A 16,141-nucleotide genomic window follows, 5' to 3' on the forward strand; every position below is an offset into this window, starting at 1 on the left:
TCGGATGTTTCCGAATATCCAGCGGTTTGTTCGACTGCCGTTAAAAGGTGCGTCGTCGGGTGATAAGCCCTGAGACAGTGCATTTTTGGTCGAAGTTGGCTACCCTGTCCGCCGTTTTTGCGGTGCCCTCACGAGGGGTGTTTCGCAAGGTACTGCCACGTCTTACGCCGACGGGCTGCGTCTACCTCATTCATGGGTGACGTCCCATCCCTCATCTCGAATCCGTGTGGTCCCTCGTAATGAAAGTCTTGAAAGGCCAGGACATCCTGGCACTCGGTTTTATGACATTTGCCCTGTTTGTCGGGGCTGGCAACATCATCTTTCCGCCCATCGTGGGTCTTCAGGCCGGGCCGCATGTGTGGATGGCGGCGCTCGGCTTTCTGGTCACGGCGGTCGGTCTGCCGGTGATCACGGTGATTGCCCTGGCCAAGGTCGGTGGCGCGATGGATGCCTTGAGCAGCCCGATCGGCAAGATTGCCGGCGGGGCACTTGCGGCGGTCTGCTATCTGGCAGTTGGTCCGCTGTTCGCGACCCCGCGTACGGCCACCGTCTCGTTTGAAGTCGGTCTGGCACCGCTGACCGGCGACAGTCCGATGGCGCTGTTCCTCTATAGCCTGGTGTATTTCCTTGTGGTGTTCTGGGTTTCGCTGTACCCGGGCCGCCTGCTGGACACGGTCGGACGTTTCCTGGCACCGCTCAAGATCATCGCGCTGGCGGTCCTGGGCATCGCTGCATTTGCCTTGCCAGCAGGCGGCATAGGGGAGGCTGAGCCGGCCTATGCCGCTGCGCCGTTTTCTCAGGGCTTTATCAATGGTTACCTGACAATGGACACGCTGGGAGCGCTGGTTTTCGGGATCGTCATCGTTAACGCCATCCGCTCCCGGGGGGTTGATTCGCCTCGCCTCATCACCCGCTACGCGATCATTGCCGGGCTCATTGCGGGCGTTGGGTTGGCGCTGGTCTATATCAGCCTGTTCCGTCTTGGTTCCGGCAGTCATGCGGTGGCTGCGGGTGCAAGCAATGGCGCAGCGGTGCTGCATGCTTACGTGCAGCACACCTTCGGGTCGCTGGGCAGCGGGTTTCTTGCCGTACTGATTTCTTTGGCGTGTCTGGTGACGGCGGTAGGTCTGACCTGCGCATGCGCTGAGTACTTCGCCAAGGTATTGCCGCTGTCCTACAGAACGCTGGTGGTGATGCTGGCAGTGTTCTCGTTGCTGGTTTCCAATCTGGGGCTGACCAAGCTGATCCAGTTTTCGATTCCGGTACTGACGGCTATTTACCCGCCGTGCATTGTCCTGGTCGCGCTGAGTTTCTGCAAAGGGCTTTGGCAGAGTCAGGGCAGGGTTGTCGCACCGGTGATGCTGGTATCGCTCGTTTTCGGCCTCATCGACGCGATCAAGGGTGCAGGATTCGGTGAGTACCTTCCGAACGCCCTGACCAGCATGCCGCTGAGCGATCAGGGCCTTGCTTGGCTGGTGCCTTCGGTCGTCACGCTGGCGGGTGCTGTGCTCATCGACAGGCTGATGGGCAAGCGTAGCCAGGCGATGGCTTGAGGGGCGGGACCAGACCCCAGACTGAGTGTTAAAACGCCCCAATGAAAAGGCCCGCTTAACGCGGGCCTTTTCAGTTCTGCGAGCTTGCCAGCCTTATTTGGTGGCTGGAGCTGCCTCTGGCGCCTTGTCGGCGTTTTCAGCGGCGCGCTGTTGTGCGGCTTCCGCGTTTTTCTGAGCAGCTTCCTGGCTTTCCTTGGCTGCATCATTCACTTTGTCCTGAGCCTTAGCCATCGACTCTTGGGACTCTTGAGCAGCCTTGTTGGCGTCTTGCTGAGTGTTTTCGGATTTTTTGTCACAAGCGGCGAGGCCGAGGGTGGCAGAAAGCATCAAGGCATAGGCTAAAGTTTTACGCATGGGGTGTGTCTCCTTATTGATTATTCATGTGCCTAAGAGCGTGCGCCAGGCCGTTAAGTTCCAGACGCGCGCAGAATATCCGCGACGTCTGTGCCATGGGCGTTACAGGCCAGGCAGACAGACAGAAATACAACCCTCGCGGTAACGCGTCGATCCATCTGTTTCACCGCGTTTTTCCACCCGTAAAACAGCGCGCAGGTATTTTTTGCTCTTGAAATCCTCAACCCAGCCCCCACCTTGATGACTACCCGCTGTCATGCAGGCCGATGCCTGAACCTGACGGCTTATGCCATCCAGATCGGAGTTTGATGATTATGAGTGTGGAAACTCAAAAGGAAACCCTGGGCTTCCAGACCGAGGTAAAGCAGCTGCTGCACCTCATGATCCATTCGCTGTATTCCAACAAGGAAATCTTCCTTCGCGAATTGATCTCGAACGCGTCTGACGCGGTCGACAAATTGCGTTTTGAAGCGTTGTCCAAGCCTGAGCTGCTGGAAGGTGGCGCCGAGCTGAAGATCCGCGTGAGCTTCGACAAGGACGCGAAGACCGTTACCCTTGAAGACAACGGCATCGGTATGAGCCGTGAAGATGTGATCACCCATTTGGGCACCATCGCCAAGTCCGGTACCGCTGATTTCATGAAAAACCTGTCGGGCGACCAGAAGAAGGATTCGCACCTGATCGGTCAGTTCGGTGTGGGTTTTTACTCGGCATTCATCGTTGCTGATCAGGTCGAAGTGTTCAGCCGTCGTGCCGGCCTGCCAGCCAGCGAAGGCGTGCACTGGTCGTCCAAAGGCGAGGGCGAGTTCGAAGTCGCCAACGTCGAGAAAGCCGATCGCGGTACCCGTATCGTGCTGCACCTGAAAAACGGTGAGGACGAGTTCGCAGATGGCTACCGTCTGCGCAACATTATCAAGAAATATTCCGACCACATTGCCTTGCCGATCGAGTTGCCCAAAGAGCAGGCTCCGGCAGCCGAGGGCGAAGAAGCACCGGCGCTTGAATGGGAAACCGTCAACCGCGCCAGCGCACTCTGGACCCGTCCGCGCACCGAGGTGAAGGATGAGGAATACCAAGAGTTCTACAAGCATGTCGCGCACGATTACGAGAATCCGCTGAGCTGGAGCCATAACAAGGTCGAAGGCAAGCTGGAATACACCTCGCTGCTGTACGTGCCAGCCCGCGCGCCGTTCGATCTGTATCAGCGTGAAGCGCCACGCGGCCTGAAACTGTACGTGCAACGCGTGTTCGTCATGGATCAGGCTGAGTCGTTTCTGCCGCTGTACATGCGCTTCGTCAAGGGCGTGGTCGATTCCAATGACTTGTCGCTGAACGTTTCCCGCGAAATCCTGCAGAAAGACCCGATCATCGATTCGATGAAATCGGCGCTGACCAAGCGCGTGCTGGACATGCTGGAAAAACTGGCGAAAAACGAGCCGGAAAAGTACAAGGGTTTCTGGAAAAACTTCGGCCAGGTCCTCAAGGAAGGTCCGGCAGAAGACTTTGCCAACAAGGAAAAAATCGCCGGTCTGCTGCGTTTTGCATCGACGTCAGACGACAGCGGCGAGCAGAGTGTGTCTCTGGCCGAGTACCTGGCGCGTGCCAAGGAAGGTCAGGACAAGATCTATTACCTCACTGGCGAATCCTACGCGCAGGTCAAGAACAGCCCGCACCTTGAGGTCTTCCGCAAGAAAGGCATCGAAGTGCTGTTGCTCACCGACCGTATCGACGAGTGGCTGATGAGCTACCTGAGCGATTTCGACGGCAAGAGTTTTGTCGACGTGGCGCGCGGTGACCTGGACTTGGGCAATCTTGACTCCGAAGAGGACAAGAAGGCGCAGGAAGAGATCGCCAAAGATAAAGAAGGCCTGATCGAGCGCCTGAAAGCCTCGCTTGGTGATGCGGTGAGTGAAGTTAGGGTCTCCCATCGTCTGACCGATTCTCCAGCGATTCTGGCCATTGGCGAGCAGGACATGGGGCTGCAGATGCGTCAGATTCTGGAAGCCAGCGGGCAGAAAGTTCCGGAGTCGAAGCCGATCTTCGAGTTCAACCCGGCCCACCCGCTGATCGGCAAGCTGGATGCGGAGCAGAGCGAAGAGCGTTTCGGTGATCTGTCGCACATCCTGTTCGATCAGGCAGCGCTGGCTGCGGGCGATAGCCTCAAGGATCCTGCCGCTTACGTGCGCCGTCTGAACAAGTTGTTGGTAGAACTGTCGGTTTGATAGCCGGTTGACAAGGAACCCGCTTCGGCGGGTTTTTTGTTTCAAATGCCCGTGACACGTTTTTCCATCCTTTCAGTGATCAGGAGTCAGTAATGAGCAGCACTATCAATGTACGTTCGGTGGTTTATCAGATTGATGGCCAGCCTTATGAAAGCCGTCTGGTGTACGACGCCAACGCGACTGCGCCGCAACCGGGCCTGCTAATGGCGCCCAACTGGATGGGCGTCAGCCAGGGCGCCGAGGACATTGCCAAGGCTGTGGCCGAGAAGGGTTATGTGGTGCTGCTGGCTGATCTTTACGGTCAGCAGGTTCGTCCGAGTAACAATGACGAGGCGGGCGCCGCCATGACGCCGCTCAAGGAGGATCGTGCGCTGCTACGCAAGCGTATGCAGGCAGGACTTGACCAGTTGTTGAGTCAGGCAGATGTGTCGCTGGATACCGGCAACATCGCAACCTTCGGCTTCTGCTTTGGTGGCTGCTGCTCGCTGGAGCTGGCGCGCACCGGTGCCGAACTGAAAGCCGCCATATCCTTCCACGGCACACTGGACACGCCGAACCCGGCCGATGCAAAAAACATCAAGGGCTCGGTGCTGGTCCTGCACGGCGCTTCCGACCCATTAGTGCCGAAGGAGCAGTTGCCTGCTTTCGAAGACGAAATGAACGCCGCCGGCGTCGACTGGCAGTTGCACAGCTACGGCGGAGCATTCCACTCATTCACCGACCCGCACGCCAATGTGCCAGGCATGATGATGTACGACGCCAAAGTGTCCGCACGTGCGTTCAAGTCGATGCATGATTTGCTGGGTGAAGTGTTCGGTTAAAGCCGGACGTTCTGCGTGCGATCTTGCGTGCGCGGTGAGTCACATCTATGCCTCAGCACCGCGTCATGGCTTACCCGCAGTCATTGCACATAAATGCTTTTTTATCGCGATGGCACTGACGACGCNGGGCCGGAAACGGAGCCAGGATTTTGCTTACTTTGATCCCTCAAAGTAAGGCGCCGTAAGGGCGCAAAGGTGACCTGAATCAGACGCAAATACTACTGGCACCGCAGAACTGCTGTATGACGCGCAGCGTCACCGATCTACACCGCACACTCAAGATCGGACGCAGAGCGTCCAGAACGGCATGCGACGCGTAGCGTCACACGATAGTTGATCAATCAAAGCGCTTTTTAACGCGAAGGAACCCGACGAAGTCGAGTCGGAATCGCCATAAAAAAGGCGCCTTCGAAAGGCGCCTTTTTATCTTGCAAGGGCGGTGTTACTTGCCCGCCCAGCGCTTCAGTACCAGCGTAGCGTTGGTGCCGCCGAAGCCGAAGCTGTTGCTCATGACCAGATCGATCTTCGCGTCTTCACGCGTCTTGAGCAGGATCGGCATGTCGGCAATCGCCGGGTCCAGCTCGTCAATGTTGGCCGAGCCCGCGATGAAATTGTTTTCCATCATCAGCAGGCAGTAGATCGCTTCGTGAACACCGGCAGCGCCCAGAGAGTGACCAGACAGGCTCTTGGTCGAACTGATGGCCGGGGCGTCGCAACCAAACACTTCGCGCACACCTTCCATTTCCTTGGCGTCACCGACCGGGGTCGATGTGCCGTGGGTGTTGATGTAGTCGACGTCTTTCTTGTCGAGACCGGCCAGCGCCATTTGCATGCAGCGAATCGCACCTTCACCGCTCGGCGCAACCATGTCGTAGCCATCGGAGGTAGCACCGTAGCCGACGATTTCAGCATAGATTTTCGCGCCGCGTGCCAGTGCGTGTTCCAGCTCTTCGACGACGACCATACCGCCGCCACCGGCAATGACGAAACCGTCACGTTTGGCGTCGTAGGCGCGGGAAGCTTTTTCCGGGGTTTCGTTGTACTGGGTCGACAGCGCACCCATGGCGTCGAACAGGAACGACTGGCTCCAGTGCTCTTCTTCACCGCCACCGGCAAACACGATGTCCTGCTTGCCCAGTTGAATCTGCTCGACAGCAGTACCGATGCAGTGTGCGCTGGTAGCGCAGGCGGACGAGATGGAGTAGTTCACACCCTTGATCTTGAACGGCGTGGCCAGACAAGCCGAAACGGTGCTGCCCATGGTCCGTGTGACACGGTACGGGCCGACGCGTTTGACGCCTTTCTCACGCAGGATATCCAGCGCTTCCATCTGGTTCAGGGTCGACGCGCCGCCGCTACCGGCAATCAGGCCGGTACGTACATTGGAAACCTGCTCGTCGGTCAGGCCAGAGTCGGTGATGGCGTCTTGCATCGCCAGATAGGCGTAGGCAGCCGCATGGCCGACAAAACGGAAAATCTTGCGATCGATCAGTTCTTCCAGGTTCAGGTCGATAGAGCCAGACACCTGGCTGCGCAGACCCATCTCAGCATATTCCGAGTTGAAGCGGATGCCAGGGCGGTTAGCACGCAGGTTGGCGGTGACGGTTTCTTTGTCATTGCCCAAGCAGGAAACAATACCCAGACCAGTGATAACGACGCGGCGCATGCGAGTACCCTTAGAAATTTTCAGTGGAAGTGAATACGCCGACCCGAAGGCCTTCGGCGGTATAGATTTCGCGACCGTCGACACTGACCGAGCCGTCGGCAATAGCCAGGTTCAGCTTGCCCTTCAGGACGCGTTTGATATGAATGTTATAAGTGACTTTTTGGGCAGTCGGAAGAACCTGGCCAAAAAACTTTACTTCGCCTGATCCCAGGGCGCGACCACGGCCGGGATTGCCCTGCCAGCCGAGGTAAAAGCCAACCAGTTGCCACATGGCATCGAGGCCCAGGCAGCCAGGCATGACAGGATCGCCTTCAAAGTGGCAGGCAAAGAACCAGAGATCAGGGTTGATATCCAGTTCAGCGACCAACTCACCCTTGCCGAACTTGCCGCCTTCCTCGCTGATGTGCGTAATGCGATCAACCATCAGCATGTTGGGGGCGGGCAGTTGCGCGTTACCTGGGCCGAACAGCTCGCCGCGACTGCAGCGCAGCAAGTCTTCCCGGGTAAAGGCGTGTTGTTTGGTCATGCGAGCTCCTCAATAATCCTGTTCGGCAGGTTCCAAAGCCAGTGGCCCGAAGCCGGTCCCGGGGGACTGATTCGTCAGAACCCTGTCCGGCAGCCTACTCATAGACTGTTGCGTTGTAATGAAAGTCACAGCTCAGGCGAAATCAAAGTACACCTGTGCACTGAGTTTTGTCGTCCGGCCGTATTTACTGGCCTATCCGGCTGCCAAGACTGCCGCAATTCTACATCAATCGCCAGTCGCAGCTACCCGAAAGGACAACCAGCGCAGCAAAACCTTCTGTAAATCAGCGTGTTTGAACGGTTTGGCGAGGTAGTCATCCATGCCGGCCTGTAAACAGGCATCCCGGTCACCCTGCAAGGCATTGGCGGTCAAGGCAATGATTGGGATTCGATCGAGCCCGGAAAGTTGCCTGATTCGTCGGGTCGCCTCGTAGCCGTCCATGACCGGCAGTCGGCAATCCATCAGAATCAGCGCGTAACATCCCGTGCCCGCCTTGAGCACGGCCTCGGCGCCATCGACCGCCACGTCAACTTCGCAACCCATCTGGTGGAGCATGGCCTGGACCACGGTGCGATTTACCGGATTGTCTTCGACCAGCAATATTTTGCGCTGCCCGTCGTGCGCGCCGAGCGCAGAAGGTTGCTCGCTGACGTCGACGGGCACGTCGCGCGAAACAGCCAGCGGGATTTGCAGGGTGAACACTGAGCCTGAGCCTTCTTCGCTCTGTGCCCGCAGGGTGCCGCCCATGCGTTCGGCCAGCGTGCGGGCAATCGGCAAGCCGAGCCCGGTTCCGCCATAGCGCCTGGAAATCGAGCTGTCGGCCTGCCGGAATGCATCGAACATCGACTCCAGCCGGTCGGCCTCGATGCCGATGCCGCTGTCATGCACGGTGCAGGTGAAACGCAGTTGGTCGTGGTCGAGCATTGCCCATTCGGCATCCACGCTGACAGTTCCCTGCTCGGTGAACTTGAGCGCGTTGCCGATGAGGTTGACCAGAATCTGCCGAATCCGGGTCGGATCGCCGACTACCGTCAGCGCTTCCAGCCCTGGCTGAATATGCAGCTTGAGCAGCAGCTTGCGTTGCAGTGCGCTGTGATTGAAGGCGTGGGTCGACGCACTGACCAGCTCCGCGAGGTTGAATGCGATGCCTTCCATCTGCAGGGCGTCGCGTTCAATTCGCGAGAAGTCGAGGATGTCGTTAATGACCCGCAATAAATGTTCCGTGGACTCGGTTGCCAGCGTTGCGTACTCGCTTTGCTCATCGGTCATGCGCGTAGTTTCCATGAGCTGCAACATACCCAGCACGCCATTCATGGGGGTGCGCAGTTCATGGCTCATCATGGCCAGAAAATCCGATTTTGCGCGGTTGGCCTGTTCAGCCTCTTCACGCATCTGAATCAGTTGTGCCACCGAGCGCTGCTGTTCGAGACTGGTCCGGTGCAGGTTGTCTGCCAGATCATTGATATGCCGTGCCAGTGCACCCAGTTCCGCATCGTCGCTGACGGGCAGGGGGGTGTGGTAATCGCCTTGCTGAATGGCCTCGAGGGCGCCAGCCATGTCGCTGATGGGGCGGGACAGGCTCAATGCCAGACGCCGCGCAAACAGGAAGGTAAACAGCAAGGCACACAGCGCCAGGATCGCCGCTTTGAGCAGTATCTCTTGCTGGCGCCGGCTGAAGGCCTCGCTGGACATACCTACCAGCACCCGCCCCTGAGGGTCTTGCGAGGCGCTGTCCGGCATCTTCCGCCCGGTTGCACGAGTACCATGAGGTGTCGCGTGCTGCCGATAGATCGGGGCCTGAAAGATTTCCATCTGGCGAGTCTGCTGCTCGTCTTCACGGGGTTGATCGATGTAGACCATGACTGTGTTGGAGCTGTCCTGAATTTCCACGTAGCGGACGTTGGGCATCGACAGGGTTGCGCGCATCAGCACTTTCAGGCCGTCGATATCATCGGTTGCCACGCCGGGTTCTGCGGCCGGAGCCAGTTGATTGGCGATCAGCTGCCCGGTGTGATTGAGCTCCTGGCGTAAATCCTGAATGCGCACAAAGGTGAAGAAGCCGATCAACAGCACCGTCAGCAACAGGGCCGGGCCGAGGCTGATGATCTGGGTGCGGATATTGATGTCCCAATGACGAAACGTCACAGGCTGCAAGCCTTGCGCACAAGGCGATACGCCTGCCAATCGATTGCTGCTTCCATGCCAGTGTGCTCGGTGGTCGCGTATCGGCACTGCAGCACCAGAACGGGCGCCGAATGTCGCGAGGGTTCATGCGGGTTGCGCGCATGTTAACCGAGATCGCCCGGGTTTCCAGCCGCCACGTTGTCAGACACGCTGCGGGTACGCAGCAATTACCCTTTGTCGCTGGCTGATAGCGTGGCGCTCCGTATAATACCTGCATCGCCTTTCAATGGCTCTGGATGGATAGTTTTTATGACCACACAGCAACCCGTCGCGGTTCTTGGTGGTGGCAGCTTCGGCACTGCCATCGCAAATCTGCTGGCCGAAAATGGTCATCAGGTCCGCCAGTGGATGCGCGATCCCGAGCAGGCGGAAGCCATTCGGGTGAATCGCGAAAATCCTCGTTACCTGAAGGGCATCAAAGTCCGTCCGGAAGTCGAGCCGGTCACTGACCTGACCGCTGTAATCGAAGGCAGCGAACTGATTTTCGTCGCCTTGCCCTCGAGTGCCCTGCGCGATGTGCTTTCGCCGCACGTCGAGCGCCTGAACGGCAAAATGCTGGTCAGCCTGACCAAGGGCATTGAAGCGCAGAGCTTCAAACTGATGAGCCAGATCCTCGAAGAAATCGTTCCGCAAGCGCGCATCGGCGTGCTGTCCGGCCCCAATCTGGCCCGCGAGATCGCCGAGCACGCGCTGACCGCCACTGTGGTCGCCAGCGAAGACGAGGCGCTCTGCCAGCAGGTTCAGGCGGCGTTGCACGGTCGCACGTTTCGCGTCTATGCCAGTACCGACCGTTTCGGCGTCGAGCTGGGTGGGGCGCTGAAGAACGTCTACGCGATCATTGCCGGCATGGCAGTGGCGCTGGAGATGGGTGAAAACACCAAGAGCATGCTGATCACCCGGGCACTGGCGGAAATGACACGTTTTGCGGTCAGCCAAGGGGCCAACCCGATGACCTTTCTCGGACTGGCAGGGGTGGGCGATCTGATCGTTACGTGCTCATCACCCAAAAGCCGCAATTATCAGGTCGGCTTCGCGCTGGGCCAGGGCTTGACGCTCGACGAGGCGGTGACCCGTCTGGGCGAAGTGGCGGAGGGTGTGAACACGCTGAAGGTGCTCAAGGTCAAGGCGCAAGAGGTGCAGGTGTATATGCCGCTGGTCGCCGGGCTGCATGCGATCCTTTTCGAAGGCCGTACGCTCAGTCAGGTCATCGAAGCGCTGATGCGTGCCGAGCCGAAGACGGACGTCGATTTCATCTCGATTACCGGCTTTAATTGAATCCAGTCTGATCAGGGAGAACCTCTTGAACGCGTCGAAAATCCACAACAACGAGTCGATCCTGCTGCGCATTTTATGGATGCTGCTGTTTCTGGGTGTGTGGCACGTGGCGCAGATCGTATTGGCGGTCGTGGTGCTGGTGCAACTGGGCTACCGCCTGATTTATGCGGCGCCCAGTGGCAGCCTGATGAATTTTGGCGACAGCCTGAGCCAGTATCTGGCACAAATCGGGCGTTTCGGCACCTTTCACAGTGACCAGAAACCCTGGCCGTTTGCCGACTGGCCGACACCCCGCTTACCAGAGGGCGAGGCCGCGCATCAGGTCGCGCCAGCGCCGCACCCGGTGCGTGATGAAGAGCCAAAACTGTGAAGGTCTGGGTCTTACGCCATGGCGAAGCCCAGTCCCGGGCGCGCAGCGATGCCGAGCGGGAACTGACCGCACATGGCCGTGAGGAAGTGCTCAAGAGCGCGGTTCACCTGAGTGACAAGGGCGTACAGCGGATTATCGCCAGCCCTTATGTTCGGGCGCAGCAGACGGCCGGGCTGGTGCGCCAGGCATTGGGTTTCAGCGAGCCGGTCACCACCGTGCCCTGGCTGACGCCCGACAGTACCCCGCGTCAGGTGCTGGCGCAGCTCGATAAATTGGGCGTTGATGAGGTGCTGCTGGTCAGTCATCAGCCGCTGGTGGGCGAACTGATCGCTGTGCTGGCACACGGCAGCGCGCAGCAGGCGCAGCCGATGAGCACTGCCAGTCTGGCAGAACTGCAAGGCGAATTTGCCATTGCCGGCGGCATGACGCTCAATAGCGTTCGGCATGTCTAAGCGAAGGCTTTAAGCCTCTGCAGGCATCCAGCCATCAAACGCCAGCGCTCCCCAAGCGTCGGCACCACTCTGTAAAAGGACTGAACATGAGCATATGGCGTCAGGCTCCCGATATCGAAGCCCTCATGGCGGCTCAGAAAAACACCATTGGCGAAGTGCTGGATATTCGCTTCGAGTCATTCACTGACGACTCACTCACCGCCAGTATGGTGGTCGATGCGCGAACCCATCAGCCGTTCGGGCTGTTGCACGGTGGCGCTTCGGTGGTGCTGGCCGAATCGCTGGGTTCGATGGCCAGTTACCTGCTCGTCGATTCGAGCAAATACTTTTGTGTGGGTCTTGAAGTCAACGCCAACCATTTGCGTGGCGTGCGCGCCGGACGCGTCACCGGGGTGGTCAGACCCGTGCATATAGGCCGGACCACTCACGTTTGGGACATCCGCATCAGTAACGAGGAAGGCAAGCTGAGCTGCATTTCACGCCTGACGGTGGCGGTGGTAGCGCATGGCAAGGAACCCCCCGTCAGTTAAGTGTTTTCAGCTGTTATGGTCGGTATTGCAAGTCTGGACGGACTGCCGAATAGGCCGATTTCTCCGGGTTTCCGAATGTTCCACGCAAGCAACGTATCCGATGGCCGGAGTGTCACCTGCGATGGCAGTTCCGGTCATTGCCGTTTTTCAGGACGCCTGCGCACAATCGTGACTCGCCCGCCCATGGAAGTATCGGCATGTCGCAACCCGTGTTCTTCGCTCACGCCAATGGCTTTCCTTCGGCGACCTACGGCAAGCTGTTTTCTGCACTGACACCGGAGTATTCGGTGGCTCATCTTGAGCAGCACGCCCATGACCCACGCTTTCCGGTGGACGATAACTGGCTCAATCTCGTCGATGAGCTGATTCACCATCTTCGCCAGCAGACGGGGCCGGTGTGGGGCGTTGGGCATTCGCTGGGCGGCGTGCTGCATCTGCATGCGGCGTTGCGCTGTCCGGAACTCTATCTGGGCGTGGTGATGCTGGACTCACCGGTATTGGGGCTGGCTGATCAATGGTTCATCCGCGCCGCCAAGCGTCTGGGTTTCATTGACCGCATCACTCCGGCGGGGCGCACGCTGGGACGGCGCGAAGCCTTTGACGATCTGGCCTCGGCGCGCGCCTACTTCGCTGGCAAGACCCTGTTTCGGCGCTTCGATCCCGACTGCCTGACGGCTTATCTGCAACATGGTCTGCGGCAGGATGGCGAGCAGTTGCGCCTGCGCTTCGACCCGGCGACCGAAATCAGTATCTACCGCAGCATTCCGCACACCAGCCCGCTACCGTCCCGCCAGCTCAAAGTGCCGCTGGCCATGGTGCGCGGGCGCCACAGCCGGGTGATCATGCCGCATCATGGCTACCTGGCCAGACGCATGCGCGAAGGCGAATACTTGTCCATGCCGGGAGGGCATATGTTTCCACTGGAGCGTCCTGATGAAACGGCGCAGCTACTCAAATCGCTGTTCACTCGCTGGGAGGCTCGACGTCTGCAAGGGGCGCATGCATGAAGTTGCCGGTCGAGGAGGTGCGCCTGAATCTTGGCCACATCGAACTGGCTGCCCATCTGTTCGGCCCGGAAGACGGTCAGCCGGTGATCGCGCTGCATGGCTGGCTCGACAATGCCAACAGTTTTGCCCGGCTGGCACCGCGTCTGACCGGGCTGCGCATTGTGGCGCTCGATCTGGCCGGGCATGGTTACTCCGGTCATCGACCGGCCGGTTCTTCCTATGCGCTGGCCGACTATGTGTTTGATGTGTTGCAGGTGGCGGAGCAATTGGGCTGGCAGCGTTTTGCTCTGATAGGGCATTCGCTGGGCGCCATCATTTCGGTGTTGCTTGCCGGGTCGTTGCCGGAGCGTGTGACGCGGCTGGCACTGATCGATGGCCTGATTCCGTTGACCGGCGATGCCGATTCGGCCGCCGAGCGCATGGGCGCAGCGCTGCAGGCGCAACTCCGGTTGGCGGGCAAGCAAAAACCGGTCTACGCGGATCAGGAACGGGCGATTCAGGCGCGTATGAAAGGAGTGGTCGCGGTCAGTCGCGAAGCGGCGGAGTTGTTGGCGCAACGCGGTCTGATGCCGGTGCCCGGGGGCTATACCTGGCGCAGCGACAGCCGCCTGACCCTGCCATCGGCGACACGTCTCACTCAGCAGCAGGCAATGGCTTTCGTGCGCGGCATCCGGTGTCCGACACAGTTGCTGATCGCAGCGGACGGCATGCTGGCAAAAAATCAGGAGGTGCTGTCCGGGCTGCCTATCGAGATCGAACAGCTCGACGGCGGTCATCATCTGCACCTCGACGACGAGCAGGGCGCACGTTCTGTTGCACACTGTATCAATCGCTTTTTCGCTGCGCCTTGACTTGCAGGCGGCAACTGTCGACGCTGGACGGGTTGAAACAGGAGTCAACCGTGATGGATCAATCCGCAGTCTCTCGTGACCGCCTTGCTGGCGATTCTTTCTATTCTTGTTACTGTTCTGCCCGCCAATGAGAGCCCTCATGCGTTTACCACGTATTTCCGTCGTTGTGGTATGCACGGCGATGTTCAGTGCTGCGCTGTGCGCTGCCGACCTGCCAGGCAGCAGCGACCTCGATATCCTGCCGCGTCTGGCCGACACGGAGATCGTCGACTATCGGCCGGCTGCCGAGCTTGAACGGGTCTACCCGCTCGGCTCTATCCGCAAGATCAGTGGCCAGTTGCGTTTCGACGGTCAGGTCAATGCGCGTGGCAAGCTGACCTCGGTCACGTATCAGTTGCCTGCCGAGCGGACATCCGACGATGCCTTCACCGCTGCCCGCGAAGCGTTGCAGCAGCAGGGCGCGGAGCTGCTGTTCTGGTGTCAGGCACGCGATTGCGGAGAAAGCAGCCTGTGGGCCAATGAGGTGTTCGGCAACGCCAAGCTGTATGGCGCCGATGACCGCCAGGCCTACCTGCTGCTGCGCATGGCCGAGCCTAGAAATGACACGCTGGTAGCGCTTTACAGCATCACCCGGGGTAACCGTCGGGCCTACCTGCATGTCGAACAATTCGAATCCGCCGCGCCGCTGGGCGAACTGTTGCCGACCTCGGCCACGCTGCTGCGCCAACTCAAAAGCACCGGCAAGCTGGAACTGCCCAGCCTGGTCGGCGAGCCACAGGGCGCCTGGGTCACGCTTGTGTCCCGCGCCCTGAATCTGGACAGCAGCTTGCGCGCAACGGTGTCCGGTGCCAGCGCCAGTGCCTGGCTGGACGCGTTGATCACCAAGGGCGTGCGTGCTGCCCGGCTGGAGACCGGTATTGCCGAGGGCAAAGGGCTCAAGATCGAGGTTATCCGCTAGGGTCTGTTCCCGTTTCATCACGAGCCGCGTTGCTGGGCCAAATCTCGCCAGGCCAGGCGCAGGACGCNGAAACGGGAACAGACCCTAGTGACGATAGCGAATAAACAACTTCGCCATTATGCTCGCACGCTCTGACCCCTCTTTAGTGGATGCCGCATGTTCAACAATGACCGTCTGTTGGTGCAGATTCTGCTGCTGGCGCTGTTTGGTGCCTGTCTCTGGGTAATGGCGCCGTTCTGGTCGGCGCTGGTCTGGGGCGCGGTGCTGGCCTTTGCCAGTTGGCCGCTGATGCGCCTGTTGACGCGCTGGTTCAAGGGCCGTGAGTCGCTGGCCGCATTGGTGATGAGCTTGTGCTGGATGCTGCTGGTTGCAGCCCCACTGGTCTGGCTGGGCTTCAATCTCGCCGACCACGTGCGCGATGCCACCGGACTGATCAAGAACATCCAGGTCGACGGGTTGCCCGATCCACCGCAATGGCTGGCGGGGATTCCGCTGGTGGGCGAACGGCTGGTGGCGCTCTGGACCACCATCGATCAGCAGGGCGCAGCCTTCATGACCACGCTCAAGCCTTATCTGGGTGAAGTCGGCAACTGGCTGCTGGCGCGCAGTGCGCAGATTGGCGGCGGCATTCTGGAACTGACCCTGAGCATCGTCTTCGCCTTCTTTTTCTACCGCGATGGCCCGCGTCTGGCGGCCTTTGTGCTCAGTTTGCTCGAACGCCTGATTGGCGATCGCGCGCAATATTACCTGGATCTGGTGGCGGGTACGGTGCAGCGGGTGGTTAATGGCGTCATCGGCACCGCAGCGGCGCAAGCCGTGTTGGCACTGATCGGCTTCCTGATCGCGGGCATTCCCGGCGCACTGGTGCTGGGCATTCTGACTTTCCTGTTCAGCCTTATTCCGATGGGGCCGCCATTGGTCTGGCTGCCTGCTACCGCCTGGCTGGTCTGGCAGGGCGAATATGGTATGGCGGTGTTCATGGGGATCTGGGGCATGTTCGTCATCAGTGGTGTTGACAACGTGCTCAAACCTTACCTGATCAGCCGAGGCGGTAACCTGCCGCTGGTGATTGTCCTGCTCGGCGTGTTCGGCGGGCTGCTGGCCTTCGGCTTCATCGGTCTGTTCATCGGCCCGACCTTGCTGGCAGTGGCGTACAGCCTGTTGACGGACTGGGTAGGCAGCGAACGGGCGCGTAACTCGCGTTGAGCACTCATCGTTAATACACAAACCTGACTCACTATCATGCCGATGCTTCGCGTCGGCATGCGTTCTGGACGCGCTGCGTCAAATCTACGCTGCAACACAACGTCATGCCTCGTTCATAATCACTGCCCATAAACGAAAGCGCTTTTTTTTATCACGATGGCACTGA

At 59.3% G+C, this 16,141-nt stretch carries 15 protein-coding genes; 11 read left to right on the forward strand and 4 right to left on the reverse strand.

All coding sequences use genetic code 11. The features are described from left to right. Positions 1-239: 239 nt before the first annotated feature. Positions 240-1,553 carry a branched-chain amino acid transport system II carrier protein gene (gene brnQ, locus ABJ99_RS19255; RefSeq protein WP_054087168.1) on the forward strand — a complete coding sequence of 438 codons (1,314 nt, stop codon included), beginning with the start codon at positions 240-242 and terminating at the stop codon, positions 1,551-1,553. Between the two features lie 93 nt (positions 1,554-1,646). Here the strand turns inward: brnQ and ABJ99_RS19260 are convergent, their stop codons facing one another. Further along, positions 1,647-1,907 carry a hypothetical protein gene (locus ABJ99_RS19260; RefSeq protein WP_007250002.1) on the reverse strand — a complete coding sequence of 87 codons (261 nt, stop codon included), beginning with the start codon at positions 1,905-1,907 and terminating at the stop codon, positions 1,647-1,649. Between the two features lie 314 nt (positions 1,908-2,221). Between ABJ99_RS19260 and htpG the strand changes: the two genes are divergently transcribed. Continuing rightward, on the forward strand, positions 2,222-4,129 hold the full coding sequence (gene htpG, locus ABJ99_RS19265) for a molecular chaperone HtpG (protein ID WP_054087238.1): 1,908 nt from the start codon (positions 2,222-2,224) through the stop codon (positions 4,127-4,129). Positions 4,130-4,221: 92 nt separating this feature from the next. Next, positions 4,222-4,950, forward strand: a complete 729-nt coding sequence (locus ABJ99_RS19270) for a dienelactone hydrolase family protein (protein WP_054087169.1) — start codon at positions 4,222-4,224, stop codon at positions 4,948-4,950. A 442-nt stretch (positions 4,951-5,392) separates the two neighbouring features. Here the strand turns inward: ABJ99_RS19270 and fabB are convergent, their stop codons facing one another. The 3 genes from fabB to ABJ99_RS19285 form a co-directional block, all read right to left on the reverse strand. Beyond that, positions 5,393-6,616: a beta-ketoacyl-ACP synthase I gene (gene fabB / locus ABJ99_RS19275; protein WP_054087170.1), complete on the reverse strand. Its 1,224-nt coding sequence runs from the start codon at positions 6,614-6,616 to the stop codon at positions 5,393-5,395. 10 nt (positions 6,617-6,626) lie between these two features. Then, complete coding sequence (gene fabA, locus ABJ99_RS19280; RefSeq protein ID WP_054087171.1) at positions 6,627-7,142, reverse strand: 3-hydroxyacyl-[acyl-carrier-protein] dehydratase FabA; 516 nt, start codon at positions 7,140-7,142, stop codon at positions 6,627-6,629. Positions 7,143-7,367: 225 nt separating this feature from the next. Beyond that, complete coding sequence (locus ABJ99_RS19285) at positions 7,368-9,287, reverse strand: ATP-binding protein (RefSeq protein WP_054087239.1); 1,920 nt, start codon at positions 9,285-9,287, stop codon at positions 7,368-7,370. A gap of 288 nt (positions 9,288-9,575) precedes the next feature. On the opposite strand from ABJ99_RS19285, the gene ABJ99_RS19290 reads away from it, so the two are divergent. From ABJ99_RS19290 to ABJ99_RS19325, 8 genes are all read left to right on the forward strand, one after another. Next, the gene (locus ABJ99_RS19290) at positions 9,576-10,601 is read left to right on the forward strand and encodes an NAD(P)H-dependent glycerol-3-phosphate dehydrogenase (protein WP_054087172.1); all 1,026 of its coding nucleotides are present in this window, start codon (positions 9,576-9,578) and stop codon (positions 10,599-10,601) included. Between the two features lie 25 nt (positions 10,602-10,626). Further along, positions 10,627-10,971 carry a DUF4389 domain-containing protein gene (locus ABJ99_RS19295; RefSeq protein WP_054087173.1) on the forward strand — a complete coding sequence of 115 codons (345 nt, stop codon included), beginning with the start codon at positions 10,627-10,629 and terminating at the stop codon, positions 10,969-10,971. Then, positions 10,968-11,423 (forward strand): phosphohistidine phosphatase SixA, encoded by a 456-nt coding sequence (sixA, locus tag ABJ99_RS19300; protein WP_054087174.1) that lies wholly within the window; start codon positions 10,968-10,970, stop codon positions 11,421-11,423. Before ABJ99_RS19295 ends, sixA begins: the two co-directional genes overlap by 4 nt. 86 nt (positions 11,424-11,509) lie before the next feature. Beyond that, entirely contained in the window at positions 11,510-11,953 is a 444-nt protein-coding gene (locus ABJ99_RS19305) for a hotdog fold thioesterase (protein ID WP_054087175.1), read from the forward strand. Between the two features lie 197 nt (positions 11,954-12,150). After that, positions 12,151-12,960: an alpha/beta fold hydrolase gene (locus ABJ99_RS19310; RefSeq protein ID WP_054087176.1), complete on the forward strand. Its 810-nt coding sequence runs from the start codon at positions 12,151-12,153 to the stop codon at positions 12,958-12,960. After that, positions 12,957-13,811, forward strand: a complete 855-nt coding sequence (locus ABJ99_RS19315; RefSeq protein ID WP_054087177.1) for an alpha/beta fold hydrolase — start codon at positions 12,957-12,959, stop codon at positions 13,809-13,811. The genes ABJ99_RS19310 and ABJ99_RS19315 overlap by 4 nt, the downstream gene beginning before the upstream one ends. A gap of 127 nt (positions 13,812-13,938) precedes the next feature. Further along, entirely contained in the window at positions 13,939-14,769 is an 831-nt protein-coding gene (locus ABJ99_RS19320; protein ID WP_080378221.1) for a DUF4892 domain-containing protein, read from the forward strand. A gap of 156 nt (positions 14,770-14,925) precedes the next feature. Beyond that, positions 14,926-15,975 carry an AI-2E family transporter gene (locus ABJ99_RS19325; RefSeq protein ID WP_054087179.1) on the forward strand — a complete coding sequence of 350 codons (1,050 nt, stop codon included), beginning with the start codon at positions 14,926-14,928 and terminating at the stop codon, positions 15,973-15,975. Positions 15,976-16,141: the final 166 nt, after the last annotated feature.

This window comes from Pseudomonas syringae pv. cilantro, from assembly GCF_001293775.1.
In the GTDB taxonomy this organism is placed as follows: Bacteria; Pseudomonadota; Gammaproteobacteria; order Pseudomonadales; family Pseudomonadaceae; genus Aquipseudomonas; species Aquipseudomonas syringae_P.